Genomic DNA, 22,870 nt, shown 5'->3' on the forward strand with positions numbered 1-22,870 from the left:
CCCGACCGTCCTACTCCGGCCACACCCCGGTGGCCAGGAACGCGTCGATCGCCTTCGTGTACGGCGCGATGTCCAGGCCCTGTTCGGCCAGCCAGGCGTCGGAGTAGTACTTGTCGAGGTAGCGGTCGCCCGGGTCGCAGAGCAGGGTGACGACGCTGCCGGTGCGCCCGGCCGCCACCATCTCCGAGACGATCTTCAGGGCGGACCACAGGCCGGTGCCGGTGGAGCCGCCCGCCTTGCGGCCGATCGCCGCTTCGAGGGCGCGCACGGCCGCGACGCTCGCCGCGTCCGGGACCTTCATCATCCGGTCGATGGCGCCCGGCAGGAAGCTCGGCTCCATCCGGGGCCGCCCGATGCCCTCGATGCGTGAGCCGCAGTCGGAGGTCGCCGACGCGTCGCCGCGCGTCCAGCCGTCGAAGAAACAGGAGTTCTCCGGGTCCGGGACGCAGATGCGCGTGTCGAACTGCATGTAGTGCACATAGCGGGCGATGGTCGCCGAGGTGCCGCCGGTGCCGGCGGTGGCCACGATCCAGGCGGGCTCCGGGTAGCGCTCCAGCTTCAGCTGCTGGTAGATCGATTCCGCGATGTTGTTGTTGCCGCGCCAGTCGGTGGCCCGCTCCGCGTACGTGAACTGGTCCATGTAGTGGCCGCCGGTCTCGGCGGCGAGGGCGGCCGACTCCTCGTACATCTTCATCGAGTCGTCCACGAAGTGGCACTGGCCGCCGTGGAATTCGATCAGGCGGCACTTCTCGGGGCTGGTGGTGCGGGGCATGACGGCGATGAACGGCACCCCGATGAGCTTGGCGAAGTACGCCTCGGAGACCGCGGTCGAGCCGCTGGACGCCTCGATGACCGGCTTGCCGGGGCGGATCCAGCCGTTGCACAGCCCGTACAGGAAGAGCGAGCGGGCGAGCCGGTGCTTGAGGCTGCCGGTGGGGTGGGTGGACTCGTCCTTGAGGTACAGGTCGATACCCCAGCGCTCGGGCAGCGGGAAGCGCAGCAGATGCGTGTCGGCGGAGCGGTTGGCGTCGGCCTGGACCTTGCGCACGGCGTCCTTGAGCCACGCCCGGTAGGCCGCGTCGCTGCGGTCCACGTCGATGGTCTCCATGCCACTCCTCCATGTCTCGGGCGCCCCGGGGACGGGGGCGCCCGGGCCGGAAATGTTGTGAGGCGTGTCGCCGAAGTCGGCCGGAAACACACGGCTCACTCACTTGACAATACCGCCCTCACCTGCACAAACATTCCCTTTGAGGATCCATAGGGGTGGCTTGTGGGACGCCGGTGGGGCGGCGTACGGCGGCGGGTGACGGCCGATCCTCCGCGCGCCCTGGTGCGTACGGCCATCGTTGTGCAGACTGCCCAGCAGGAACGGTACGAAGGGGGCACAGCGGCCATGACCGAGCCCGAGTTCAGCGCCAGGGGCGTACGGATCGAACGGTGGACGCGTTCGCTGACCAGGGCGGGACAAGTCCTGATCAAGGACGGCCGGCTCGCCCTGCTCACCAGCAATGGGCGGGAGATCGACAGCGCGCCGCTGCGCGCGGTGAGCGCGGGCAAGCCGCTGCTGCCGTGGGCCGCCAAGGCCGACCGGACCGTGGCCAGGCTCAACGGCCACCGCTACCGGCTGACCATGGGCCAGCAGGGCGGCAGGCAGCGCGGGGCGGAACTCGCCCACCGCTTCCTGAAGGCCGTGCGCCCGGCGGGTGAACCGCGCGGCTGAGGGGCCGGTGGGGCGCGAGTTGCGGAACGTCCACCCCTGCGCCACCCTGAACTCACATCACTGAGGGTTTACCGGCGGTCACGCTGTGATCCAGCCCGCCGGACCAGAAAGCTTCTTCCGGACCTCAATCGGGGAGTCGCAGCCGTGATCAGCCAGTCGAGCAGGCATTGCACGGTGGAGCTCCAAGCCCTGCCGTCGCGGATCGGGCAAGTCCGCAGAATCGTTTCAGCACAGTTGCGTTACTGGCATCTCGATCCTCTGATAGACGAGGCGGCGCTCGGCGTCACCGAGTTGCTGACCAACGTCCATCGGCACGCCCAGCCGGACAAGCTCTGCACCGTGGAGATCGAGCTGTTGCGCGACCGGCTCACGGTGTCCGTCCACGACCACGACCCGCGGATGCCCACGGTGCGCAGCGCGGACCCCTTCGCCACCCACGGCCGCGGACTCGCGATGATCGCGGCGGTCAGCGAGAGCTGGGGGGTGCGTCCACTGGGCGCCTCGGGCAAGACCGTGTGGTTCACGCTCCCCGCGCCGCCGTCGGCGGTCGCGCTGCCGACCCGCCCGGCGTACGGAACGAAACCGGCCGCCGCCCAGCCGATCGGCCCCTGCCTGCACAAACGGCCCGCCCTGGTGCGCGCCGAGGGCCGGGGAGGCCATCCGCGCACTCCCGCCCGGCTGCCCGCGGTGGGCTGACCGGGCGGGAAGCCACGGGCCGGGCGGGAGCCGGCCGCGCCTCACTGCGTTGCGATCGCCCGCAGCACGTCGAGCCGGGCCGCGCGGCGGGCCGGGCGCCAGCCGGCCAGGGCGCCCGCGAGGAGCCCCACCAGCGTGACGACCGCCAGTTGTACGGGCGGCAGGGCGAACGCGCCGGTCCCGTCCGCGTCGGAGGCCCGCACCAGGACCCAGCCGAGGAACGCGCCGAGCCCCAGGCCGCCCGCCGTGCCGAAGGCCGCGACCAGCACCGACTCCCAGCGGACCATGGCCCGCAGCTGCGCCCTGGTCTGGCCGACCGCCCGCAGCAGCCCGAGTTCCCGGGTGCGCTCGTGCACGGCCAGCGTCAGCGTGTTGGCGATGCCGAGGAGCGCGATGACGACGGCGAGCGCGAGGAGCGCGTAGACGAGGGTAAGCATCATGTCGATGCCGCTCGCCGACGACTTCGCGTACTCGTCGCGGGTCTGGACGCTCGGATTCCCGTACGCGGCGGCCGTCTTCTCGACCGCCTTCTTGCCGTCGGCGACGGACACGCCGTCCTTGAAGGCGACCGCGACCAGCGTGTCGGACTCCTGCGCCCGGTGCGGCGCCCAGGCCTCGCGGGTGAGCAGATAGTCGCCCGCCAGGTCCTTCTCGGCGTACACCGCCCGTACGGTGAAGGTCCGCTCGCTCCCGTCGGTGAAGGCGAGCCGGGCCGTCGAGCCGGGCCGCCAGTGGTGCTTGCCGGCCTCGTTCGCGGAGACCGCGAGGCCGTCGGAGCCCAGGCCCGCCAGCGAGCCTTCCACCTTGCCGAGGTCGAGCAGTCCGGAGAGGGCCGCGGGGTCGGTGACGGTGATCTTCCGGCCGCCGCCGTCGACGTCCGCGACGCCCTTGCCGAGCCCCACGGCGGCCTCGACCTGCGGCAACCGGGCCACGGCGGGAGCCAGCCGGGGGCTGATGCCGCTGCCGCCCGCGCCGAACTGCCGGGCGCCGACGGCGACATCGCCCGCGAACGAGCGGGAGACGGTCTGGTCCATCGTCGCCTTCAGGGAGGCGCCGAAGACGGTGAACAGCGACACCACGGCGACGCCGATCATCAGCGCGGTGGCGGTGGCCGCGGTGCGCCGGGGGCTGCGCAGCGCGTTGCGCCGGGCCAGCGCGCCGGTCACACCGCGCAGCCGGTCGAGCGGCGCGCCCAGGATCCGTACGGCGTACGAGGACGCCACCGGGCCGAGGACCACGAACGCGGCGACGGTGAGCAGCGCTCCGGCACCGGCGAGCAGCAGGCCGGGGCCCGTGAGCACCCCGGCGACGGTCACCCCGACGCCGACGGGCAGCAGGGCCCCGCCCACCAGCTTGCGGGTGCGGGAGGCGCCCGACTGGTCGACGGCGCTCTCGCGCAGCGCGGCGAGCGGCGCGGTCCGGCCCGCCCGCAGCGCGGGCAGCAGCGCCGAGCCGAGACAGACGAGCACGCCCACGGCGACCGGCAGTGCGACGGAGACCCAGCTGATCACCAAGTCGCCCCCGGGGAAGGGGAATCCGATGGCCGGAAAGAGTGCCTGGAGCCCCGCCGCGATGCCGATGCCCGCGAGGACTCCGGCCGCCGACGCGGCGAGCGCGACGACCGCGGCCTCGGCGAGGGTGGCCGCACCTACCTGGCGGCGCGAGGCGCCGAGCGCGCGCAGCAGGGCGTTCTCACGGGTGCGCTGGGCGACGACGATCGCGAAGGTGTTGTGGATCGAGAAGGTGGCGACGAGCAGCGCGATGCCGGAGAACACCAGAAGCAGCGTGGTGAAGAGGTCGAGGAAGAGCCCGGCGATCATGTCGAGGCTCTCGGCGGCGGCCGCCTCGCCCGTGATGGCCTCCACTCCCTTCGGGAGTACGGGAGTCAGCTCGTCGACGAGCCGCCGCTGGCTCACGCCGGGGCCCGCCCGTACGGAGATGGACGAGGCCTCCCCCGGCTTGGGTGCCAGGTACTTCTCGGCGTCGGCGAGGGTGAGCCCGGCGAAGGTGGCCTGGCCCATTCCGTCCTCGCCGCCGAAGGTGGCGATGCCGACGATCCGTACCGGTACGGGGTCGGGCACGCGCAGCACGGTCGTGTCGCCGAGCTTCAGACCGCCCTTGTCGGCGGCGCCCCGGTTGACCACGACCTCGCCCGGCGCACCCGGGGCGCGCCCCTGGGCGAGCCGGTACGGGTTGAGCTTCGGGTCGGTGATCCAGTTGCCCGCCCGGGTGGGCGGGCCCTGGCCGCCGACCGGCTTGCCGTCGGCGCCGACGAGCTGGCCGGAGCCCTGGACGTCGGGGACGGCCGCGGCGACGCCCGGGGCGGCGGCCAGGCGGGTGGCGAGCGCGGTGGGCACGGGCTGCCGGGTGCCCTGGCCCTCGCCCGCGACGGTGACCACGTTCGTACTGCGCACGACCGCGTCCGTACCCGCGTTGGCGTCCGCGAAGAGCGTGTCGAAACTCGCGCGCAGGGTGTCGCCCATGACGAGGGTGCCGGTGAGGAAGGCGACGCCGAGCAGGACGGCGAGGAAGGTCCCGGCGAAGCGGCGCTTGTGGGAGCGCAGCGAGGTGCGGCTGAGGCGCAGTGCGGCGTTCATGACGTCACCCCCGGCGCGTCGAAGGCCTTCAGCCGGTCGAGTACACGCTCGGCGGTCGGATCCGGCATCCGGTCGACGAGCCGTCCGTCGGCGAGGAAGAGCACCTCGTCGGCGTGGGCGGCGGCGACCGGGTCGTGGGTGACCATCACGACCGTGCGGGCGGTGCGGCGGACGGTGCCGCCGAGCAGCCGCAGCACCTCCTCGCCCGCGCGGGAGTCGAGGTTGCCGGTGGGCTCGTCGGCGAAGACGACGTCGGGCCGCCCGGCGAACGCCCGTGCCACGGCGACGCGTTGTTGTTGCCCACCGGAGAGCTCGGCGGGCCGGTGGTGCAGCCGGTCGCGCAGCCCGACGGTGTCGACGAGCGCGTCGATCCACTCGCGGTCGCCGCGCCGCCCCGCGAGGTCGAGGGGCAGCGTGATGTTCTCGGCCACGGTGAGGGTCGGGATCAGGTTGAAGGCCTGGAAGACGAAGCCGACGCGCTCGCGGCGCAGCAGGGTGAGCGCGCGGTCGTCGAGTCCGCTCAGATCGGTGCCGCCGATGAAGGCGGAGCCCGAGGTGAGGGTGTCGAGCCCGGCGGCGCAGTGCATCAGGGTGGATTTACCGGAGCCCGAGGGCCCCATGATCGCGGTGAAGCGGCCGGCCGGGAAGTCGACGCTCACCCCGTCCAGGGCCCTCACCTCGGTGTCGCCCGCGCCGTACGTCTTCACGGCGCCGACGACCCGGGCGGCGGCGGTGGCGGTGGGCCGCAGTGCGGTGGTCATGCCGCACCGCCCTTGCGACGGCCGAACTCCTCGTCCAGGACGGAGAGCCGGCGCCAGTACTCGTCCTCGTCGATCTCACCGGCGGCGAAGCGGCGGCCGAGCACGGCGAGCGGCGAGCGCTCGTCCAGCGAAGGGCGGTCGTCGAAGGACCGGGGGTCGCCGAAGGGCGGGCGCCAAGGGCCGCGCCGTCCGCGCCACACCGTGCGGCGCAGCAGGGTGACGACCGTGAGGATCACGGCTGCCCAGATCACCGGGAAGAACAGGATCCAGGGTCCGGGTCCGTCGTAGGCCAGTGTGTTCATCGCGCTCAGCTCCTCGGTCGGGGTTCTCTCGTGGTGCTTTCGAGACTCCCGCCGAGGGGTGGCCCGGGGCGTCGTACAGCCGGCGGCACTCGCCGTACCTCCCGGGGAGTAGACCGGACCGGTCCGACTGCTCTCGCTTCTGTACCTACTAGTATGTATAGTACGAGCCATGAGCACCCCCGAGCGTCTGATCGAGGCCACCCGGGAGCTGCTGTGGGACCGGGGCTATGTCGGCACCAGCCCCAAGGCGATCCAGCAGCAGTCCGGCGCGGGCCAGGGCAGTATGTACCACCACTTCACGGGCAAACCGGACCTGGCGCTCGCCGCCATCCGGCGCACCGCCGACGAGCTGCGCGCGAGTGCCGAGGCCTCCTTCGCGGGCGAGGGCACCGCGTACGAACGGATCCGCGGCTATCTGCAGCGCCAGCGTGACGTCCTGCGCGGCTGCCCGGTGGGGCGGCTGACCATGGACCCGGACGTCATCGCCAGCGACGCGCTGCGCGCGCCGGTCACCGAGACGATCGACTGGCTGCGCGGGGAGCTCGCGCGGATCGTCCAAGAGGGCCTGGACGCGGGCGAGTTCAGCGCTTCCCTGGTGCCCGAGGAGATCGCGGCGACGGTGGTCGCGACCGTCCAGGGCGGCTATGTCCTGGCCCGCGCGTCCGGCTCACCCGCCGCCTTCGACGCGGGCATCCGCGGCCTGCTCGCACTGCTCGCGCCCCGCACCCCCTGAGAGCCTGTCTTTGAACCCCCGTCGTCCGCCCGGAGGGCAGGCGCAGCGGCGTTCGGTGCGTGCGCTCGGCGTGCGGTGGTGCAGGTCATGTGGCGGAGCCACCTGTCCTGCACCACCGTGCGGCGAGGGTGCGTGCCGGGCGTCGGGGCGCAGACGGGGGTTCAAAGACAGGCTCTCACCACCACCACGAGTCGAGGAAGTCCCATGCACGTCACCCGTCAACGTCCCGCCACTGTGCGGGGCCCGGCCGAGCACTTCACGGGCACGGTCTGGCTCGACGAGATCGCCGCGCCCCCGTCGCCGTCCCGGCTGCGGATGGTCAGCGTCCACTTCACCCCCGGCGCCCATACGGCCTGGCACCGCCACCCGCACGGCCAGGTCCTGCACGTCACGGAGGGCGAGGGCCTGGTGCAGCGCAGAGGCGGTCCCGTCGAGCCGATCCGGGCGGGCGACACCGTCTGGATCGAGCCGGACGAATGGCACTGGCACGGCGCCGGGCCGCACACGTTCATGACCCATCTCGCGGTCGTCGAGACGGCCCAGGACGGCACCGCCGTCGACTGGGACCGCCATGTCGCCGCCGACGCCTACCCGTCGACTACTTCCTGAGGAGTACGCCGTGCACGCCCTGCAGTACGAGATCACCCTGCCCGCCGACTACGACATGGACATCATCCGCACCCGCGTCGCCACCCGGGGCCATCTCCTGGACGACTTCCCCGGCCTCGGCCTCAAGGCGTATCTGATCCGCGAGCGCGCCGAGGGCTCGCCGGTGAACGCCTATGCGCCCTTCTACCTCTGGAACACACCCGAGGGCATGAACGCCTTCCTCTGGGGCGCGGGCTTCCAGGGCATCGTGGACGACTTCGGCCGCCCGGAGGTCCAGCACTGGATGGGGCTCTCCTACGAGGAGGGGACGGCGGCCGGAGCCGTGCCGGTCGCCGCGACGCGCGAGCGCCTCGCGATGCCGGACGGCGTAAGGCCCGCCGACTTCGTGGCCGAGCAGCTGGCGCGGGCGGCCGGCCCGGGGACGGTGGCGAGCGCGCTGGCCGTCGACCCCCGCCGCTGGGAGCTGCTGCGCTTCACGCTCTGGGAGCAGGAGGCCCCGCAGGCGCCCGGCGACCGCTTCCGGGTGCTGCACCTGTCGGCGCCGGAGCGCGGCGACCTGACCCGGGGACGGCACTGGTGACCGCACTGCCCGTGGTCCGTACCGTGCTGGGCGATGTGCCCGCCGACCGGCTCGGCGTGGTGGACGCCCACGACCACCTCTTCATCCGCAGCCCGCTGCTGCCGGGCCAGGAACTCGACGACCCCGAGGAGGCGGCCGCCCGGCTCCGCGCCTTCCACGGCCTCGGGGGCGGCACGGTGGTGCAGTGGACCCCGTACGGCATGGGCCGCCGGGCGGACCGACTGGCCGCGCTCTCCGAGGAGTCGGGCGTCCAGGTGGTGGCCGCCACCGGTCTGCACCAGGCGGCCCACTACACACCCGGCCTGCTCGACTCCGTACGCGACTCGCTCGCCGAGCTGTTCGTGCGCGAGATCACCGAGGGCATCGAGGAGGGCGGGGGCGTCCGGGCCGGGCTGATCAAGGTCGCGGGCGGGTTCCACGGGCTCGACGAGCACGCCCGGCTGACGATGCGCGCGGCCGCCGAGGCCCATCGCCGTACGGGCGCGGCCGTCGCCGTGCACCTGGAGCTCGGGACCGGGGCCCTCGACGTGCTCGACCTGCTCTGCGGGGAGCTGGGGGTCGCGCCGGACCGGGTGATCCTCGGCCACCTCAACCGCTCCCCCGACGCCGCCGTCCACCGGCAGGCCGCCGCCGCGGGCGCCTATCTGGGCTTCGACGGGCCGTCCCGGGCCAACCACGCCACCGACTGGCGGATGCCGGAGGCCCTGAAGGCGCTCGCCGACGCCGGGTTCGCGGACCGGCTGCTGCTCGGCGGGGACACGGTGACCCCGGACACGCCGGGCATGCCGTATCTGCTGCGCCGGGTGCGGCCCGGGCTCGAACTCGCCCTGGGCGAGGAGCTGGTGGAGCGGATCCTGGTGGGGAATCCACGGGGGGCGTTCGCGCTGCGGCGTTAGGGGCTGTCCGGTCGGCCTCGGCCCCGAGTGCGCCATCGGTGCTGGTGAGGCCCTGGCCTCCCGGGGCGGGGGCCGTCAGCCCAGCGCCGCCAGCGGGTCGTCGAGCACCGGCTGCCACGCCAACTCGGCCGCGCCGACCAGGCTGTTGTGGTCGAGCGAGCAGGCGAGGATCGGCACGCCGCCGCTGCGCCCCCACAGGCTGCGGTCGGCGACGACGGCCCGCAGCCGGTCGGGGTCGGCCTCCAGCAGGGCCTTGTGCAGTCCGCCGAGGATGATCCGGTCGGGGTTGAGGATGTTGACGAGTCCGGCGAGGCCCAGGCCCAGGCGGTCGATGAGCTCCTGGGCGGCCCCGCGCACGGACACGTCCTCGTACTCCGTGCGCAGCAGCTCGCGGGACTGCTCCAGGAGCGAGACCTCGGGGCCGGGGTCGCGGCCCGCCGCCGTCAGGAAGGCGAGCGGGTCGGTCTCCACGTCGAGGCAGCCCCGGCCGCCGCAGTAGCAGGGGCGGCCCTCGGGGCTGACGGTGAGGTGGCCGACCTCCAGGGCGAGGCCCGAACTCCCGGTGTGCAGACGGCCGTCGAGGACGAGCGCGCCGCCGACGCCCCGGTGCCCGGTGGCCACGCAGAGCAGGTGCTGCGCGCCGCGTCCGGCGCCGTGGCGGTGCTCGGCGAGGGCCGCGAGGTTGACGTCGTTGCCGGTGAAGGCGGGGCCCTCGATGCCCGCGGCCCGTACCCGCTCGGCGAAGATCTCGCGCACCGGGGCGCCCGCGGGCCAGGCCAGGTGCAGCGGGTTCAGCGCGGTGCCGTCCGGCTCGGCGACGGCCGACGGCACGGCCAGGCCCGCGCCGACGCAGCGCAGCCCGCTGCCGCGCAGGAGTTCGGCGCCCGCGTCGACGACCTCACCGAGGACCTGGGCCGGGTCGGCGGAGACGGTGACGCAGCCGGGCGCGGTCGCGACGGTACGGCCGCCGAGGCCCACCAGCGCGGCGCGGAATCCGTCGGCGTGCACCTGGGCGGCGAGGGCGACCGGGCCCGAGTCGTTGACCGCGAGGCGGTGCGAGGGGCGGCCCTGGGAACCGGCGGCGGCGCCGGGGCGGGAGTCGACCTGGATGAGGCCGAGCGCTTCGAGTTCGGCGGCGACCGCTCCGGCGGTGGCCCGGGTGACACCCAGCTCGGCGGTGAGGACGGCGCGGGTGGGCGCGCGGCCGGTGTGGACCAGTTCGAGCGCGGGGCCGAGTGCCCCACGGCCCCTGTCCAGCCTCGTCTTGGTGTGCGTCGCCTTGCCGTTCATGGGGGCGAGTCTCCCATGATCCAGGACGGAGGCATTCCCTCCGTCGGCGGCCGCCGTTCACTCACCGCTCACCCGCCGGTCGGCGCGCGCTTCGGCGGCCGTGGCCGCGACGGCTTGTCGGCGAGGGCCGCCGCCCCCTATTCTGAGTTTGTGCCGCTACTAAACAAAGTACGGACGGCCCTGCCGGCGGGACCCGGCGCGCACACCACCGCGCCCTCCCTGCTCCGCCTCCGCACCGCTCTGACCGTGTTCTTCGCCCTCGACGGATTCCTCTTCGCCGGCTGGGTGGTCCGCATCCCGGCCATCAAGCAACAGACCGGCGCCTCGGCCGGTGACCTCGGCCTCGCCCTGCTCGGCGTCTCGGCGGGCGCCGTGGTGACCATGGTGCTCACCGGTCGGCTCTGCCGGCGCTTCGGCAGCCACCCCGTGACCGTGGCCTGCGGCGCGCTGATGGCGCTGGCCATCGCCCTGCCGGCGCGGACCCACTCCGCCCTCTCGCTGGGCGCGGTGCTGCTGCTCTTCGGCGCCGCGTACGGCGGCATCAACGTGGCCATGAACAGCGCGGCCGTCGATCTGGTCGCGGCCCTGCGGCGCCCGGTGATGCCCAGCTTCCACGCCGCGTTCAGCCTCGGTGGGATGCTCGGCGCGGGCGTCGGCGCGCTGGTGGCGGGCGGCCTCTCCCCCACCGCGCACCTGCTCGCGCTGACCGGCTTCGGCCTGCTGGTGACCGCCCTCGCGGGGCCGGTCCTGCTCCGCCACCCCGCCCCGGCGCACACCGCGACCCCGCACGCTCAAGGGAAGCGCCTGGACGGCCGATCCCGGCGCCTGGTGCTCCTGTTCGGCGTGATCGCGCTGTGCACGGCGTACGGGGAAGGGGCCATGGCCGACTGGGGCGCGCTCCACCTGGAGCAGGACCTCGACGCGGCGCCCGGCGTCGCGGCCATCGGCTACTCCCTGTTCGCCCTGGCCATGACGGCGGGCCGGCTCAGCGGCACCTTCCTGCTCGAACGCCTGGGCCAGACCCGCGCGCTGGTCGCGGGCGGCACGACGGCCACGGCTGGGATGCTGCTCGGCGCGCTCGCGCCGACGGTGTGGCTCGCGCTCGCCGGTTTCGCGGTGATGGGCCTGGGCCTCGCCAACATCTTCCCGGTCGCGGTGGCCCGCGCGGGCGCGCTGGCCGGACCCGGCGGGGTGGCCGCCGCGTCGACCCTCGGCTACGGCGGCATGCTCCTCGGCCCGCCCGCGATCGGCTTCCTGGCCCAGTGGTCCTCGCTGCCCGTCGCCCTGACGACGGTGGCCGCACTGTCGGCGGCGGCGGCCGTGATCGCGTACGCGTCCCGGCGGGCGACGGCGGGGGTGTAAGGGCCGGGCGGGCGACTGCCCGGGGTACCCATGGGCGTGAGCACCCGTGCCCGGCTCGCGGTTCTGGCGCAGGGCCGATGCCGGGGTGCCCACGCGCGTGAACGCCCGCCCATGGACAAGATCACCGCCCCGCCCGCCCCACTGGCAGAATCCCGGCATGGACACCGCTGAACTCATCAACGCCCTCGACCGCGAGGGCCGGTTGCTGGCCGAGGCCGCCGGCGCGGCCGGCGCCGACGCCCCCGTGCCGACCTGTCCCGGCTGGCAGGTGCGGCATCTGCTGCGGCACACCGGGACGGTGCACCGCTGGGCGACCGCGTACATCACCGAGGGCCACACCGGCTTCCACCCCAGCGGCGAGGAGCCCGGCCTGGACGGCGAGGAACTCCTCGACTGGTTCCGCGAGGGCCACCGCGCGCTAGTCGACGCGCTGACCGGCGCGCCGAAGGACCTGGAGTGCTGGCACTTCCTGCCCGCGCCCTCCCCGCTGGCGTTCTGGGCCCGCCGCCAGGCACACGAGACCGCGGTCCACCGGGTGGACGCCGAGTCGGCCCGGGGCGGCGATGTCACCGCGCCGGAGCCGGAGTTCGCCGCCGACGGCATCGACGAGCTGCTCCGCGGCTTCCACGCCCGGGAGAAGAGCCGGGTGCGGACGCCGACGCCGCGCACCCTTCGCGTACGGGCGACGGACACGGACGCGGTGTGGACCGTGCATCTGTCGGACGGGGTGCCGCGCACGGTCCGGGACGACGACGGTCCCGCCGACTGCGAGCTGAGCGGCACCGCGCACGAGCTGTATCTGACGCTGTGGAACCGACGGCCGCTCTCGTCCGTTGCCCTTGCGGGCGACGCGTCGCCCGCCGAGCTGTGGCGGGCGAACTCGGCCATCACCTGGGGGTAGCCCCGCGCCCGTACACCAGACGTTACGAGGGCCGGTCCGCCAGCATCCGGGAGAGCACCGCGCGTTGCAGCGGTCGCACCTGCGTGTGGAGCGCCCGGCCCTTGTCCGTGATCACGACCCGGACACCCCGCCGGTCCTCGCTGCACATCCCGCGGTCGACCAGTTGCTCCTTCTCCAGCCTGCCGATCAGACGGGAGAGAGCGCTCTGGCTCAGATGGACGCGCGAGGCGAGCTCCTGGACGCGGTACGCCGTACCGCCGTCCTCCGCACGCCCCTCCACGAGGATGTCGAGCACCTCGAAGTCGCTCGCTCCGATGCCGTACTGGTGCAGCTCGCGATCGAGCTCGCACGTCGTGCGCGCATGCACCGCGAGGATGCCGCGCCACTCGTCCACGAGCATGCGCTCGGACTTCTTGGCCGCCATGTCCGCACGTTAGCAGAGAAGCCGCTCTTTGTTGCATCGGAATTAAATGCACTTGCACTCGATGCATGTGCATGTAGTCTGCTGCGCATGACCTCTCCGCTCAACGTCCCGTCCAGCCAAGAGCGTTGGAGCCCTCGCCTGTGGGGCACCCTGCTGGTGCTCTGCGCCGCGATGTTCCTCGACGCCCTTGACGTCTCCATGGTCGGCGTCGCCCTGCCCTCGATCGCGAGCGATCTGGACCTCACCACCTCGACGCTCCAGTGGATCGTCAGCGGGTACATCCTGGGCTACGGCGGCCTGCTGCTCCTCGGCGGCCGCGCGGCCGACCTGATGGGCCGCCGCCAGGTGTTCCTCATCGCGCTCGGCGTCTTCGCGCTGGCCTCGCTGCTCGGCGGACTCGTCGACTCCGGACCGCTGCTGATCGCCAGCCGCTTCATCAAGGGCCTGAGCGCCGCGTTCACCGCGCCCGCCGGCCTCTCGATCATCACCACGACCTTCAAGGAGGGCCCGCAGCGCAACCGCGCGCTCTCCATCTACACCACCTGCGCCGCCACCGGCTTCTCCATGGGCCTGGTCCTGTCCGGGCTGCTCACCGAGCTCAGCTGGCGCTGGACCATGCTGCTCCCGGCGCCGGTCGCCCTGCTCGCCCTGGTCGCGGGCCTCAAGCTCATCCCGCACAGCGACCGCCCGGAGGGCAAGCGCCACTACGACGCGCCCGGCGCCATCACCGGCACCGGCTCGATGCTGCTCCTCGTCTACACCGTCGTCCAGGCGCCCGAGGTCGGCTGGGCCTCCGCCCGTACGCTGCTGTCCTTCCTCGCCGTCGCCGTCCTGCTCACCCTGTTCGTACGGATCGAGCAGCGCACCGCGAGCCCGCTCATCCGGCTCGGCGTGCTGCGCTCCGGCGTCCAGGTCCGCACCCAGCTGGGCGCCGCCGCCTTCTTCGGCTCGTACGTCGGCTTCCAGTTCATGGTCACGCAGTACATGCAGTCGGTGCTGGAATGGACCGCGCTCCAGACCGCCCTCGCGTTCCTGCCCGCCGGTGTGCTCGTCGCCCTCTCCTCGGCGATGATCGGGCCGGTCGTCGACCGCTTCGGCACCCCGCGCATCCTCGCCATCGGCTTCGCGTCCCTGGTCCTCGCGTACGCCCTGTTCCTGCGCATCAGCCTCACCCCGCAGTACGCCGCGGTCATCCTGCCGTCGATGCTGCTGCTCGGCGCGGCCTGCGCGCTGGTCTTCCCCTCGCTGAACATCCAGGCCACCACCGGCGTGGACGACAGCGAGCAGGGCATGGTCTCGGGTCTGCTCAACACCTCGATCCAGGTGGGCGGCGCGATCTTCCTGGCCGTGGTGACGGCCGTGATCACCGCGGGCGACCGGGGCGACTCCCCGCAGGACCTGCTCGACAGTTTCCGGCCGGGTCTGATCGTGGTGACGGGCATCGCGCTCGCCGGTCTCCTCATCACCCTGACCGGACTGCGCACCAAGACCGACCGGCAGACGCTGGTCGTCGCGGGGGCCACCCAGGAGGCCGCCGCACCGGAGCCCGCGAAGGTCGCCGTCCGCGACTGACGCGGTCACGGGGGAGGGTGCGGCCGACGGGTGCTTCTTGCCCGTCGGCCGCATCTGCGCGGACACTACTGCCATGAACAACCAGAGCCAGGGCGAACGCGACGCCGTCACCGTCGAGATCATGTACGCCGTCGTGACCGCCTCGCTGGCCGCCCTGCTCGCCTTCGGCGCGGTCGCCGGGCCCGTCTTCCTCTTCGAAGTGCGCCATCCCGCCCGGGGCCTGCTGCTCCTGGCCGGGGCGGCCGCCGCCGTGCTCGCGTTCGTCGGCCGGACCGTGCACGTCCTGTGGCGCTTCTCGTACGCGGACGGCGCAGGCCGGCGTCAGCCGAGCCAGCCGGGCCGCACCAGGCCCGACTCATAGGCCAGCACCACCAGTTGGGCCCGGTCGCGGGCGCCGAGCTTGACCATGGTGCGGCTGACGTGGGTCTTCGCGGTGAGCGGGCTGACGACCAGACGGCGCGCGATCTCCTCGTTGGAGAGCCCGATCCCGACCAGGGCCATCACCTCCCGCTCCCGCTCGGTCAGTTCGCCCAGGCTCTCGGCCGTGGCCGGCTCCTTGGAGCGGGCGGCGAACTCGGCGATCAGCCGCCGGGTCACCCCCGGCGAGAGCAGCGCGTCCCCGTCCACCACGGCCCGTACCGCCCGCAGCAGTTCGTCCGGCTCGGTGTCCTTGACCAGGAACCCGGAGGCCCCGGCGCGGATCGCCTCGAAGACGTACTCGTCCAGCTCGAAGGTGGTCAGCATCACCACCTTCACCCCGTCCAGCTCCCCGTCGCCGGTGATCCGGCGGGTGGCGGCGAGCCCGTCGAGGCGCGGCATGCGGATGTCCATCAGGACGACGTCCGGCCGCAGTTCGCGCACCAGGCGCACCGCCTCCTCGCCGTCGCCTGCCTCGCCCGTGACCTCGATGTCCGGCTGGGCGTCGAGCAGCGCCCGGAAACCGGCCCTGACGAGCAACTGGTCGTCGGCGAGCAGTACGCGGATCACAGGGTCTCCCTCGGTGCGGCGGGTGCGGTACGGGTCAGCGGGAGCCGGGCGACCACGCGGAAACCGCCGTCCGGGCGTGGGCCCGCGTCGATGGTGCCACCGAGCGCGGCGGCCCGCTCCCGCATCCCGATCAGGCCGTTCCCGCTGCCGCCCGCGTCCCCGGGACCGGCCGGTCCGTCGTCGTCCACGCGCAGTTCGAGCACGTCCGGCGCGTAGTCGAGCACCACGCGCGCGGTACGGGAGCCGGAGTGGCGCACCACGTTGGTGAGCGCCTCCTGGACGATACGGAAAGCGGCGAGATCGGCCCCTGGCGGGAGCGCCCTGGGCGAGCCGGTCGTCGCCGTCCGGACGGTGAGCCCCGCCGCCGCGGCCTGTTCGACGAGCTCGGGCAGCCGGTCGAGGCCGGGGGCGGGCGAGCGGGGCGCGTCGCCCGGGGCGCGCAGGGTGTCGAGTACCTGGCGCACCTCGCCGAGCGCCTCCTTGCTGGCGGACTTGATGGTGGTCAGCGCGGTACGCGCCTGCTCCGGGTCGGAGTCGAGCAGCGCCAGCCCCACGCCCGCCTGGACGTTGATGACCGAGATGCTGTGCGCCAGCACGTCGTGCAGCTCGCGCGCGATCCGCAGCCGCTCCTCGTCGGCGCGCCGCCGGTCGGCGGCTGCCCGCTCGGCCCCGGCCCTGGCCCACTGCTCCCGGCGTACGCGGGTGAGCTCGGCGATCGCCACGATGGCCAGCACCCAGGCGGCGACGGCCAGTTCCTGCCCCCAGGGCGCGGGCCGGTCGCCGCTCGGGGGCAGCCAGCGGTAGAGCCAGTGGGCGACGAGCACATGGCCGAGCCAGAGCATCCCGACCGCCGACCAAGCGGCCCGGCGGTGTCCGGCGACGATCGCGGCGAAGCAGCCGACGGCCACCGCGAGGAAGATCGGCCCGTACGGGTATCCGGCGCCGAGGTAGACCATGGCGGCGCCCGCCGAGCCGAACACGGCGAGCACGGGGTGGCGACGGCGCAGGAGCAGCACCGCGCAGCTCGCGACGAGCAGCAGCCGGGCGAAGACGTCGAGGGAGGCCCGCTCGGTCTGGTCGTGCCCGGCGAACGTGGAGCCGCCCAGCACGACCGCGGTCAGTACGAGCGTGGACGCCCACGGCAGCCGCGAGCGCCCCCGGGGGTCCACACCGTCGCCGCCCTGGACCCACATCCGCGCCCAGGGCGGGAACGGCGGCGAGCCCTTGCGCGCCCAGGGGGGATCGTCGCAGCGCGCCGGGCGCGCCGAGTGCCGCTCATCCATACCGGCCACGCTAGCCCCGGGCACGGCGCCAGGGCGTCAGCCCGGCGTGGTGATCGCGGCTACTCCCCGGGGAGTACCAGGCCCACCGACGCGGCCAGCCCGGCGGCCGCGTGCGCGAAGAAGGCGTCCCGCTCCTCGACGACCCGGTGGAACTGGCCGAACAGCTCGAACGAGATCAGCCCGAAGAGCTGCGCCCACGCGGCGACCAGCGCGGGACCGACCGCGGGCGGCAGCCCGGGCGCGAACTCGGCGGCCATCCGCTCGCCCTCCGCACGCAGCTCCGGGGCGAGCCGGGATACGGCGATGCCCCGGGCCTGGTGCGCCTCGCGCACGATCCCGATGAGCACGAGCCCGACGCGCGAGGCGGGGCCGACGGTGGCCTGGGGCGCGGTGTAGCCGGGCACGGGCGAGCCGTAGATCAACGCGTACTCGTGCGGGTGGGCCAGCGCCCAGGCCCGTACGGCCCGGCAGACGGCGACCCAGCGCTCGGCGGGGGCGGCGCCGGGCACCGCCTGCGCGAGCGCCCGCTCGGCGGCCTCGCCCACGGCGTCGTAGGCGTCCACGATCAGCGCGGTGAGCAGGTCGTCGCGGCTCGGGAAGTAGCGGTAGAGGGCGGAGGAGACCATGCCGAGCTCACGGGCGACGGCGCGCAGCGAGAGCTTCGAGGCGCCTTCGGCGGCGAGCTGCTTTCTCGCCTCGTCCTTGATGGCCGCGGTGATCTCGGTACGCGCGCGGGCTCGGGCGCCCTGAACTGTGCTCATGGGGCCATTCTGCCATCACTGAGAGCAGCGCCCCGGAACGAGAGCACTGATCCGGCCAGCGAGCCCTGAATAAATTCGAGAGCACTGCTCTTGCTTTGGAGCACCGTTCCCGTGCACACTGCTCTTAAGCGAGAGCAGTGCTCTCGAAGGCACAGCCACCATCCACAGGGGAGTCCCGATGTCGTCGCAGCCGTACTACCTCCAGGGCAGCCGCTTCACCATCAAGATGAACAGCGTCATCGGCTGGCTCGCCCGCCACGGCCTCAGCCTGGCCGGCACCGCCGAGCTCTCGGTCCCCGGCCGCAAGAGCGGCAAGATGCAGCGCGTGCCGGTCAACCCGCACACGTACGAGGGCGCGCAGTACCTCATCTCGGCCCGCGGGCACTCGCAGTGGGTGCGCAACATGCGGGCGGCGGGCGGCGGCGAGCTGCGGGTCGGCCGCAAGGTCCGCGCCTTCACGGTCGAGGAGGTCCCGGACAGCGAGAAGACCGCCGTCCTGCGCACCTACCTGGAGCGCTGGGGGTGGGAGGTGAACCAGTACTTCCAGGGCGTCACCGCGAAGTCGAGCGACGACGAACTGCTCGCCGCCGCGCCCGACCACCCGGTCTTCCGCATCACCGTCGACGCCTGAGCCGGGCCCGGCCTCCCGGGCCCGCCTCCGGACCTCCCGTCAGGTGCTCTGCGACAGGCCCTAGGAGCTGCGGCGGTCCACCGCGTCCAGGACGCGCCGCGCCATCGGGTGCGTACGCACCATGCCGGCCAGGGTCGTCGAGCCGCGGGTGATGTCCGCGAAGGCCTTCCACGCCGGGCGGAAGCCGGTGATCGCGGCGTGCAGCATCGTCGGGCGCTTCTCGAACAGCGTCAGCATCCGGCGGCCCACGCCCATCTCGACGCCGAGGCCCGCCTTGATGGCGAACGCGTAGTTCAGCGCCTGGCGGCGGGCGTCCACGGCGTCCTGGGACTCCGAGATCCGCACCGCCCACTCACCCGCGAGCCGCCCCGAGCGCAGCGCGAACGAGATGCCCTCGCGGGTCCACGGCTCAAGCAGCCCCGCCGCGTCCCCGCACACCAGGACCCGGCCGCGGGACAGCGGCGAGTCGTCGCTGCGGCACCGGGTCAGATGCCCCGACGAGATCGCGGGCTCGAAGCCGGCCAGGCCGAGCCGGGCGATGAAGTCCTCCAGGTACCGCTTGGTCCCGGCGCCCTCGCCGCGTGCCGAGATCACCCCGACCGTGAGCGTGTCGCCCTTGGGGAAGACCCAGCCGTAACTGCCGGGGATCGGCCCCCAGTCGATGAGCACCCGGCCCGCCCAGTCCTCGGCGACCGTCGCGGGCACCGGGATCTCCGCCTCCAGGCCGAGGTCCACCTGGTCGAGCTTGACGCCGACATGGGCTCCTATGCGGCTCGCGCTGCCGTCGGCGCCGACGACCGCGCGCGCCAGGACGGTCTCGCCGCCGGCCAGGACGACCGCCACCGTACGCCGGTCGGGCACCGCCGAGCCGTGCTGCTCGACGCGCTGGACGGTCACTCCGGTGCGCAGCTCGGCGCCCGCCTTCTGGGCCGCCTCGACCAGACCGGCGTCGAACTCCGCCCGGTTGATCAGGCCGAACAGCATCTGCCGGGAGCGGCGGGTGCGCGTCAGTTTTCCGTTGAGGGAGAAGGTGACCGCGTGCACCCGCTCCTTCAGGGGCAGTTCGAACCCGGGCGGCAGGGCGTCCCGCGACGGTCCGATGATGCCGCCGCCGCACGTCTTGTAGCGGGGCAGCTCGGCCTTCTCCAGGAGGAGCACCCGCCGGCCCGCGACCGCCGCCGCGTAGGCCGCCGAGGCCCCCGCGGGTCCGGCGCCGACCACGACGACATCCCACACGGCCGAGGCTCCCGGCTCGTCGTGCTGCGTCCCGGCATCTGCGTTCTCGCTGCTCACGATGTGCTTCTGCTCCTGATCCGACCCGTGGTCACGCTGACCACGGCATCCTACGGCGCGGTAGGGCCCGCCCACCCTGTGGGAGGATCGGCCCTACCTTCGTCATACATTCACGTGCACTTGCGTACACGTACATCAACGTCGCACCCACGAGGAGCGTGCCCATGACCGCGAATCCGATCGCCGAGACCGTCGCCTCACTGATGCCCCGCGCACAGGCGGAGCTCACGGAACTGGTGGCGTTCCATTCGGTGGCGGACGAGGCGGTGGCGCCCAGGAGCGAGTGCGAGGCGGCCGCGGCGTGGGTGGCCGGGGCGCTGCGCGACGAGGGCTTCCAGGACGTGGCCCTCCTCGACACCCCCGACGGCTCCCAGTCGGTCTACGGCTTCCTGCCCGGCCCGGCGGACGCGCCCACCGTGCTGCTGTACGCGCACTACGACGTCCAGCCGATGCTGGACGAGTCCGCGTGGCTGAGCCCGCCGTTCGAGCTGACCGAGCGCGACGGCCGCTGGTACGGACGCGGGGCCGCCGACTGCAAGGGCGGCTTCATCATGCACCTGCTCGCGCTGCGCGCCCTGAAGGCGAACGGCGGCGTACCGGTCTCCGTGAAGGTGATCGTCGAGGGCTCCGAGGAGCAGGGCACGGGCGGGCTCGAGCGGTACGCCGAGGCGCACCCCGAGCTGCTGACGGCCGACGCGATCGTCATCGGGGACACGGGCAACTTCCGGGTCGGTCTGCCGACGGTCACCGCGACCCTGCGCGGCATGACGATGATCCGGGTGCGGATCGACACGCTCGAAGGCAACCTGCACTCGGGCCAGTTCGGCGGCGCGGCGCCCGACGCGCTGGCGGCGCTGATCCGCGTACTGGACTCGCTGCGGGACGAGAGCGGGCAGACGGTCATCGAGGGGCTGCCCGCCGACGCGTCGTGGGACGGGCTGCAGTATCCGGAGGGCGAGTTCCGCAAGGACGCCAAGGTCCTGGACGGGGTGGGGCTGCCCGGCGCGGGCACCGTGGCCGACCGCATCTGGGCCCGTCCGGCCGTCACCGTGATCGGGATCGACTGCCACCCGGTGGCGGGCGCGACCCCGTCCATCCCGGCGAGCGCGCGGGCGCAGATCAGTCTGCGGGTGCCGCCGGGCGTGGACGCGGCCGAGGCCACCAAGCTGCTGTTCGCCCACATCGAGAAGCACACCCCGTGGAACGCGCGGGTCTCCTTCGAGCAGGTCGGCCAGGGCCAGCCGTTCCGCGCGGACATCACCAGCCCCGCGTACACCTCGATGGCCGAGGCGATGCGGATCGCGTACCCGGGCGAGGAGATGCAGTCCTCCGGCATGGGCGGCTCCATCCCGCTGTGCAACACCCTGGCCTCGCTCTACCCGCAGGCCGAGATCCTGCTGATCGGGCTGAGCGAGCCGGAGGCGCAGATCCACGCGGTGAACGAGAGCGTCTCCCCGCAGGAGCTGGAGCGGCTCTCGGTCGCGGAGGCGCACTTCCTGGTCAACTACGCCGCCTCCAAGCAGGCCTGACGAAACGTCACGCCTCCTTCCCGGGGCGTGACGCTCTGGGCGGAATCGCGCAGAGCGTAGATCCATGCGGCGGGCGCCACGGCCGCCGTACGTTCGTCGCATGGATCTCGTACGGGTTACTGATGAACTGCACATGTTCCGCTTCCCGATCGGCCAGGCGTATCTGTGGCGCGACGGGGACGAGTTGACGCTGGTGGACGCGGGTGATGTCAACGCCGCCGCGCCCATCGAGCAGGCGATACGCGGCCTGGGGCTCGACCCGGCCGCCCTCCGCCGGATCGTGATCACCCACGGCCACCGGGACCACTACGGTGCGGCCGGCGAGCTGGCCGAGCGGTACGGGGCCGAGGTGATCGCCCACCCGCTGGACGCACCGGTGATCCGGGGCGAGCGGCCGGTGCCGGAGCCGGATCTGCTGGAGTGGGAACTTCCGCTGTACGAGCACGCGTTGACGGTGCCGGAGGCACCCCCGACGCGGGTCGACCGGGAGGTCGAGGACGGCGAGGTGCTCGACTTCGGCGGCGGCGCGGTGGTGGTCCACTCCCCCGGCCACACCGACGGCTCGATCGGCATCCATCTGCCGCGCCACGGCGTGCTCTTCACCGGCGACTGCGTGGCCGGGGTCGGCCAGGTGATGCTGGGCGTCTTCAACGTGGACCGGGCCCGCGCACAGTCATCCTTCCGCCGCCTCGCCGCACTCGCCCCGTCGGTGGCGTGCTTCGGGCACGGGGACCCGCTGACGCAGGACGCGGCGAAGGTGCTGCGGGAGACGGCGGAACTGGGCTGACGGGCGGACGGCGGGGCGGGACCGGCGCCGTGGAGACGGGGGGCCGGACCGACGGGCAGACGGCGGGGCGGGACCGGCGGGCGGCGACGGAGTTGGGCCGGCGGCGCCGACGGCCTCAGCCCACCGGCACCCCCGCCTCCAGGTTGAGCACCGTCGACTTCTCCCGGGCCCGCAGCGCCCAGCGCAGCCGTTCGTAGCGGGCGGGCGGCAGCAGTCGGGACGCTTCCTCCTCGCCGACGAACCGCCAGTCGCGCAGTTCGGAGCCCGGCAGCAGGACCTGCCCGGCCCCGGCGCTGTCGAGCCGGCCGCCGTCGAAGAGCAGCCGCAGCCCGCCGTAGCCGGGCGGCGCGGGCGGCTCCCAGTCGACGACCAGGAGCCGGGGCACCCGGTCGAGCCGTATCCCTATCTCCTCCTCGACCTCGCGCATGCCCGCCCGGGCGGGCGCCTCACCGCGCTCCACGACGCCGCCGGGGAACTCCCAGCCCGGCTTGTACGTCGGATCGACCAGGAGGACCCGGTCGCTCTCGTCGAAGAGCAGCACCCCGGCGGCGAGCGTCTCGGCGGTCGGCTCCGGAGTCTGCACGATCTCGCTGACGGGAGCGGCCCCGGTGCGTACGGCCTCGGCGATGCGCTCGGCGGTCTCGCGCGGGGTGAGGGCGCCGTTGTCGACGGCGTGGGCGTCCCCGGCCAGCCAGCCGAGAGCCGCCCGGTAGGGCGCGATGTGCTCGTACGCCCACTGGCGGCAGCGTTCGCTGGCCTCGGGGTCGTCAGGGACTTCGACGCGGGTGGCGATCCGGGCGCGCAGGATCGTTTCCTCAATCGTCAGGAGCACATGCCGCACCGGTATGCGGCGAGAGGCGAGGCCGCCGAAGATCTCGTCGCGGTACTCCTGTCGCAGCAGCGTCATGGGTACCACGAGCACCCCTCCTACCTCGGCGAGCAGCGCGGCCGCGCCGTCCACCACGAGCCGCCGCCACATCGGCAGGTCCTGGTAGTCGCCGACCTCGGCGAGCCGCTTCTGCGGCAGCAGGTACCGGAGCGCGCCGCCGATCACCTCGGGGTCATACAAGGTGCTGTTCGGGATCAGGTCGACCAGTTCGCGCGCGGTGCTGGTCTTGCCCACGCCGAACGCACCGTTGATCCAGACGATCACGGT

General features: G+C 73.4%; 24 protein-coding genes. 13 read left to right on the forward strand and 11 right to left on the reverse strand.

What is annotated here, in order from left to right; all coding sequences use genetic code 11:
- Positions 1–10: 10 nt before the first annotated feature.
- Positions 11–1,108, reverse strand: coding sequence for a PLP-dependent cysteine synthase family protein (locus tag BX283_RS08080; RefSeq protein WP_101386962.1), 1,098 nt, complete (start codon positions 1,106–1,108; stop codon positions 11–13).
- A gap of 285 nt (positions 1,109–1,393) precedes the next feature.
- On the opposite strand from BX283_RS08080, the gene BX283_RS08085 reads away from it, so the two are divergent.
- Both BX283_RS08085 and BX283_RS08090 read left to right on the forward strand, forming a co-directional pair.
- Entirely contained in the window at positions 1,394–1,720 is a 327-nt protein-coding gene (locus BX283_RS08085) for a hypothetical protein (protein WP_101386963.1), read from the forward strand.
- Positions 1,721–1,864: 144 nt separating this feature from the next.
- Positions 1,865–2,416: an ATP-binding protein gene (locus BX283_RS08090; RefSeq protein ID WP_101386964.1), complete on the forward strand. Its 552-nt coding sequence runs from the start codon at positions 1,865–1,867 to the stop codon at positions 2,414–2,416.
- Positions 2,417–2,457: 41 nt separating this feature from the next.
- Here the strand turns inward: BX283_RS08090 and BX283_RS08095 are convergent, their stop codons facing one another.
- The 3 genes from BX283_RS08095 to BX283_RS08105 are packed head-to-tail and all read right to left on the reverse strand — an operon-like array spanning position 2,458 to position 6,076.
- Positions 2,458–5,013: an ABC transporter permease gene (locus BX283_RS08095; protein WP_101386965.1), complete on the reverse strand. Its 2,556-nt coding sequence runs from the start codon at positions 5,011–5,013 to the stop codon at positions 2,458–2,460.
- Positions 5,010–5,774, reverse strand: coding sequence for an ABC transporter ATP-binding protein (locus BX283_RS08100; RefSeq protein WP_101386966.1), 765 nt, complete (start codon positions 5,772–5,774; stop codon positions 5,010–5,012). Before BX283_RS08100 ends, BX283_RS08095 begins: the two co-directional genes overlap by 4 nt.
- A complete protein-coding gene (locus BX283_RS08105; RefSeq protein ID WP_101386967.1) occupies positions 5,771–6,076 on the reverse strand; it encodes an SHOCT domain-containing protein in 306 nt (101 codons plus the stop codon). Before BX283_RS08105 ends, BX283_RS08100 begins: the two co-directional genes overlap by 4 nt.
- A gap of 169 nt (positions 6,077–6,245) precedes the next feature.
- On the opposite strand from BX283_RS08105, the gene BX283_RS08110 reads away from it, so the two are divergent.
- From BX283_RS08110 to BX283_RS08125, 4 genes are all read left to right on the forward strand, one after another.
- Positions 6,246–6,809: a TetR/AcrR family transcriptional regulator gene (locus BX283_RS08110; protein ID WP_101386968.1), complete on the forward strand. Its 564-nt coding sequence runs from the start codon at positions 6,246–6,248 to the stop codon at positions 6,807–6,809.
- A gap of 204 nt (positions 6,810–7,013) precedes the next feature.
- Positions 7,014–7,418, forward strand: coding sequence for a cupin domain-containing protein (locus BX283_RS08115; RefSeq protein WP_101386969.1), 405 nt, complete (start codon positions 7,014–7,016; stop codon positions 7,416–7,418).
- Between the two features lie 10 nt (positions 7,419–7,428).
- Positions 7,429–7,998: a DUF4865 family protein gene (locus BX283_RS08120; protein WP_101386970.1), complete on the forward strand. Its 570-nt coding sequence runs from the start codon at positions 7,429–7,431 to the stop codon at positions 7,996–7,998.
- A gap of 5 nt (positions 7,999–8,003) precedes the next feature.
- The gene (locus tag BX283_RS08125) at positions 8,004–8,894 is read left to right on the forward strand and encodes a phosphotriesterase (protein ID WP_101392219.1); all 891 of its coding nucleotides are present in this window, start codon (positions 8,004–8,006) and stop codon (positions 8,892–8,894) included.
- Between the two features lie 75 nt (positions 8,895–8,969).
- On the opposite strand, the gene BX283_RS08130 is transcribed toward BX283_RS08125, so the two are convergent.
- The gene (locus BX283_RS08130; RefSeq protein WP_101386971.1) at positions 8,970–10,184 is read right to left on the reverse strand and encodes an ROK family protein; all 1,215 of its coding nucleotides are present in this window, start codon (positions 10,182–10,184) and stop codon (positions 8,970–8,972) included.
- 150 nt (positions 10,185–10,334) lie between these two features.
- Between BX283_RS08130 and BX283_RS08135 the strand changes: the two genes are divergently transcribed.
- Together BX283_RS08135 and BX283_RS08140 are read left to right on the forward strand one after the other, a co-directional pair.
- Positions 10,335–11,546: an MFS transporter gene (locus BX283_RS08135; protein WP_101392220.1), complete on the forward strand. Its 1,212-nt coding sequence runs from the start codon at positions 10,335–10,337 to the stop codon at positions 11,544–11,546.
- A 157-nt stretch (positions 11,547–11,703) separates the two neighbouring features.
- Positions 11,704–12,447 carry a maleylpyruvate isomerase family mycothiol-dependent enzyme gene (locus BX283_RS08140; protein WP_101386972.1) on the forward strand — a complete coding sequence of 248 codons (744 nt, stop codon included), beginning with the start codon at positions 11,704–11,706 and terminating at the stop codon, positions 12,445–12,447.
- 22 nt (positions 12,448–12,469) lie between these two features.
- Here the strand turns inward: BX283_RS08140 and BX283_RS08145 are convergent, their stop codons facing one another.
- On the reverse strand, positions 12,470–12,871 hold the full coding sequence (locus BX283_RS08145) for a MarR family winged helix-turn-helix transcriptional regulator (RefSeq protein ID WP_101386973.1): 402 nt from the start codon (positions 12,869–12,871) through the stop codon (positions 12,470–12,472).
- Between the two features lie 87 nt (positions 12,872–12,958).
- Between BX283_RS08145 and BX283_RS08150 the strand changes: the two genes are divergently transcribed.
- Positions 12,959–14,443 carry an MFS transporter gene (locus tag BX283_RS08150; protein ID WP_101386974.1) on the forward strand — a complete coding sequence of 495 codons (1,485 nt, stop codon included), beginning with the start codon at positions 12,959–12,961 and terminating at the stop codon, positions 14,441–14,443.
- A 73-nt stretch (positions 14,444–14,516) separates the two neighbouring features.
- Complete coding sequence (locus BX283_RS08155) at positions 14,517–14,804, forward strand: DUF6332 family protein (protein WP_101386975.1); 288 nt, start codon at positions 14,517–14,519, stop codon at positions 14,802–14,804.
- On the opposite strand, the gene BX283_RS08160 is transcribed toward BX283_RS08155, so the two are convergent.
- From BX283_RS08160 to BX283_RS08170, 3 genes are read right to left on the reverse strand one after another with little or no spacing between them, the layout of a single operon-like run.
- Entirely contained in the window at positions 14,765–15,430 is a 666-nt protein-coding gene (locus BX283_RS08160) for a response regulator transcription factor (RefSeq protein WP_101386976.1), read from the reverse strand. The two genes, BX283_RS08155 and BX283_RS08160, sit on opposite strands and share 40 nt — an antisense overlap.
- Positions 15,427–16,713: a sensor histidine kinase gene (locus BX283_RS08165; protein ID WP_101386977.1), complete on the reverse strand. Its 1,287-nt coding sequence runs from the start codon at positions 16,711–16,713 to the stop codon at positions 15,427–15,429. Before BX283_RS08165 ends, BX283_RS08160 begins: the two co-directional genes overlap by 4 nt.
- A gap of 59 nt (positions 16,714–16,772) precedes the next feature.
- On the reverse strand, positions 16,773–17,474 hold the full coding sequence (locus tag BX283_RS08170) for a TetR/AcrR family transcriptional regulator (protein ID WP_101386978.1): 702 nt from the start codon (positions 17,472–17,474) through the stop codon (positions 16,773–16,775).
- 178 nt (positions 17,475–17,652) lie between these two features.
- Here BX283_RS08170 and BX283_RS08175 point away from each other — a divergent pair, with 178 nt between their 5' ends.
- On the forward strand, positions 17,653–18,105 hold the full coding sequence (locus tag BX283_RS08175) for a nitroreductase family deazaflavin-dependent oxidoreductase (protein WP_101386979.1): 453 nt from the start codon (positions 17,653–17,655) through the stop codon (positions 18,103–18,105).
- A 60-nt stretch (positions 18,106–18,165) separates the two neighbouring features.
- Here BX283_RS08175 and BX283_RS08180 read toward each other — a convergent pair whose 3' ends face one another.
- Positions 18,166–19,398: a geranylgeranyl reductase family protein gene (locus BX283_RS08180; protein WP_101386980.1), complete on the reverse strand. Its 1,233-nt coding sequence runs from the start codon at positions 19,396–19,398 to the stop codon at positions 18,166–18,168.
- 164 nt (positions 19,399–19,562) lie between these two features.
- On the opposite strand from BX283_RS08180, the gene BX283_RS08185 reads away from it, so the two are divergent.
- Together BX283_RS08185 and BX283_RS08190 are read left to right on the forward strand one after the other, a co-directional pair.
- Positions 19,563–20,927 carry a dipeptidase gene (locus BX283_RS08185; RefSeq protein WP_101386981.1) on the forward strand — a complete coding sequence of 455 codons (1,365 nt, stop codon included), beginning with the start codon at positions 19,563–19,565 and terminating at the stop codon, positions 20,925–20,927.
- A 100-nt stretch (positions 20,928–21,027) separates the two neighbouring features.
- Positions 21,028–21,714: an MBL fold metallo-hydrolase gene (locus BX283_RS08190; protein WP_180357103.1), complete on the forward strand. Its 687-nt coding sequence runs from the start codon at positions 21,028–21,030 to the stop codon at positions 21,712–21,714.
- 115 nt (positions 21,715–21,829) lie between these two features.
- On the opposite strand, the gene BX283_RS08195 is transcribed toward BX283_RS08190, so the two are convergent.
- Positions 21,830–22,867 carry an NUDIX domain-containing protein gene (locus BX283_RS08195; protein WP_180357425.1) on the reverse strand — a complete coding sequence of 346 codons (1,038 nt, stop codon included), beginning with the start codon at positions 22,865–22,867 and terminating at the stop codon, positions 21,830–21,832.
- Between the last annotated feature and the right edge of the window lie 3 nt (positions 22,868–22,870).

The organism is Streptomyces sp. TLI_146 (assembly GCF_002846415.1).
Taxonomy (GTDB): Bacteria; Actinomycetota; Actinomycetes; order Streptomycetales; family Streptomycetaceae; genus Streptomyces.

What these genes read in the sequence shown, in the direction of transcription:
- BX283_RS08085 (WP_101386963.1), top strand. Translation starts at nt 1,394, where the DNA reads ATGACCGAGCCCGAGTTCAGCGCCAGGGGCGTACGGATCGAACGGTGG.
- BX283_RS08130 (WP_101386971.1), bottom strand. Translation starts at nt 10,184, where the DNA reads ATGAACGGCAAGGCGACGCACACCAAGACGAGGCTGGACAGGGGCCGT.
- BX283_RS08155 (WP_101386975.1), top strand. Translation starts at nt 14,517, where the DNA reads ATGAACAACCAGAGCCAGGGCGAACGCGACGCCGTCACCGTCGAGATC.
- BX283_RS08100 (WP_101386966.1), bottom strand. Translation starts at nt 5,774, where the DNA reads ATGACCACCGCACTGCGGCCCACCGCCACCGCCGCCGCCCGGGTCGTC.
- BX283_RS08175 (WP_101386979.1), top strand. Translation starts at nt 17,653, where the DNA reads ATGTCGTCGCAGCCGTACTACCTCCAGGGCAGCCGCTTCACCATCAAG.
- BX283_RS08140 (WP_101386972.1), top strand. Translation starts at nt 11,704, where the DNA reads ATGGACACCGCTGAACTCATCAACGCCCTCGACCGCGAGGGCCGGTTG.
- BX283_RS08165 (WP_101386977.1), bottom strand. Translation starts at nt 16,713, where the DNA reads ATGGATGAGCGGCACTCGGCGCGCCCGGCGCGCTGCGACGATCCCCCC.
- BX283_RS08080 (WP_101386962.1), bottom strand. Translation starts at nt 1,108, where the DNA reads ATGGAGACCATCGACGTGGACCGCAGCGACGCGGCCTACCGGGCGTGG.
- BX283_RS08150 (WP_101386974.1), top strand. Translation starts at nt 12,959, where the DNA reads ATGACCTCTCCGCTCAACGTCCCGTCCAGCCAAGAGCGTTGGAGCCCT.
- BX283_RS08190 (WP_180357103.1), top strand. Translation starts at nt 21,028, where the DNA reads ATGGATCTCGTACGGGTTACTGATGAACTGCACATGTTCCGCTTCCCG.
- BX283_RS08185 (WP_101386981.1), top strand. Translation starts at nt 19,563, where the DNA reads ATGACCGCGAATCCGATCGCCGAGACCGTCGCCTCACTGATGCCCCGC.
- BX283_RS08095 (WP_101386965.1), bottom strand. Translation starts at nt 5,013, where the DNA reads ATGAACGCCGCACTGCGCCTCAGCCGCACCTCGCTGCGCTCCCACAAG.
- BX283_RS08105 (WP_101386967.1), bottom strand. Translation starts at nt 6,076, where the DNA reads ATGAACACACTGGCCTACGACGGACCCGGACCCTGGATCCTGTTCTTC.
- BX283_RS08115 (WP_101386969.1), top strand. Translation starts at nt 7,014, where the DNA reads ATGCACGTCACCCGTCAACGTCCCGCCACTGTGCGGGGCCCGGCCGAG.
- BX283_RS08145 (WP_101386973.1), bottom strand. Translation starts at nt 12,871, where the DNA reads ATGGCGGCCAAGAAGTCCGAGCGCATGCTCGTGGACGAGTGGCGCGGC.
- BX283_RS08170 (WP_101386978.1), bottom strand. Translation starts at nt 17,474, where the DNA reads ATGAGCACAGTTCAGGGCGCCCGAGCCCGCGCGCGTACCGAGATCACC.
- BX283_RS08110 (WP_101386968.1), top strand. Translation starts at nt 6,246, where the DNA reads ATGAGCACCCCCGAGCGTCTGATCGAGGCCACCCGGGAGCTGCTGTGG.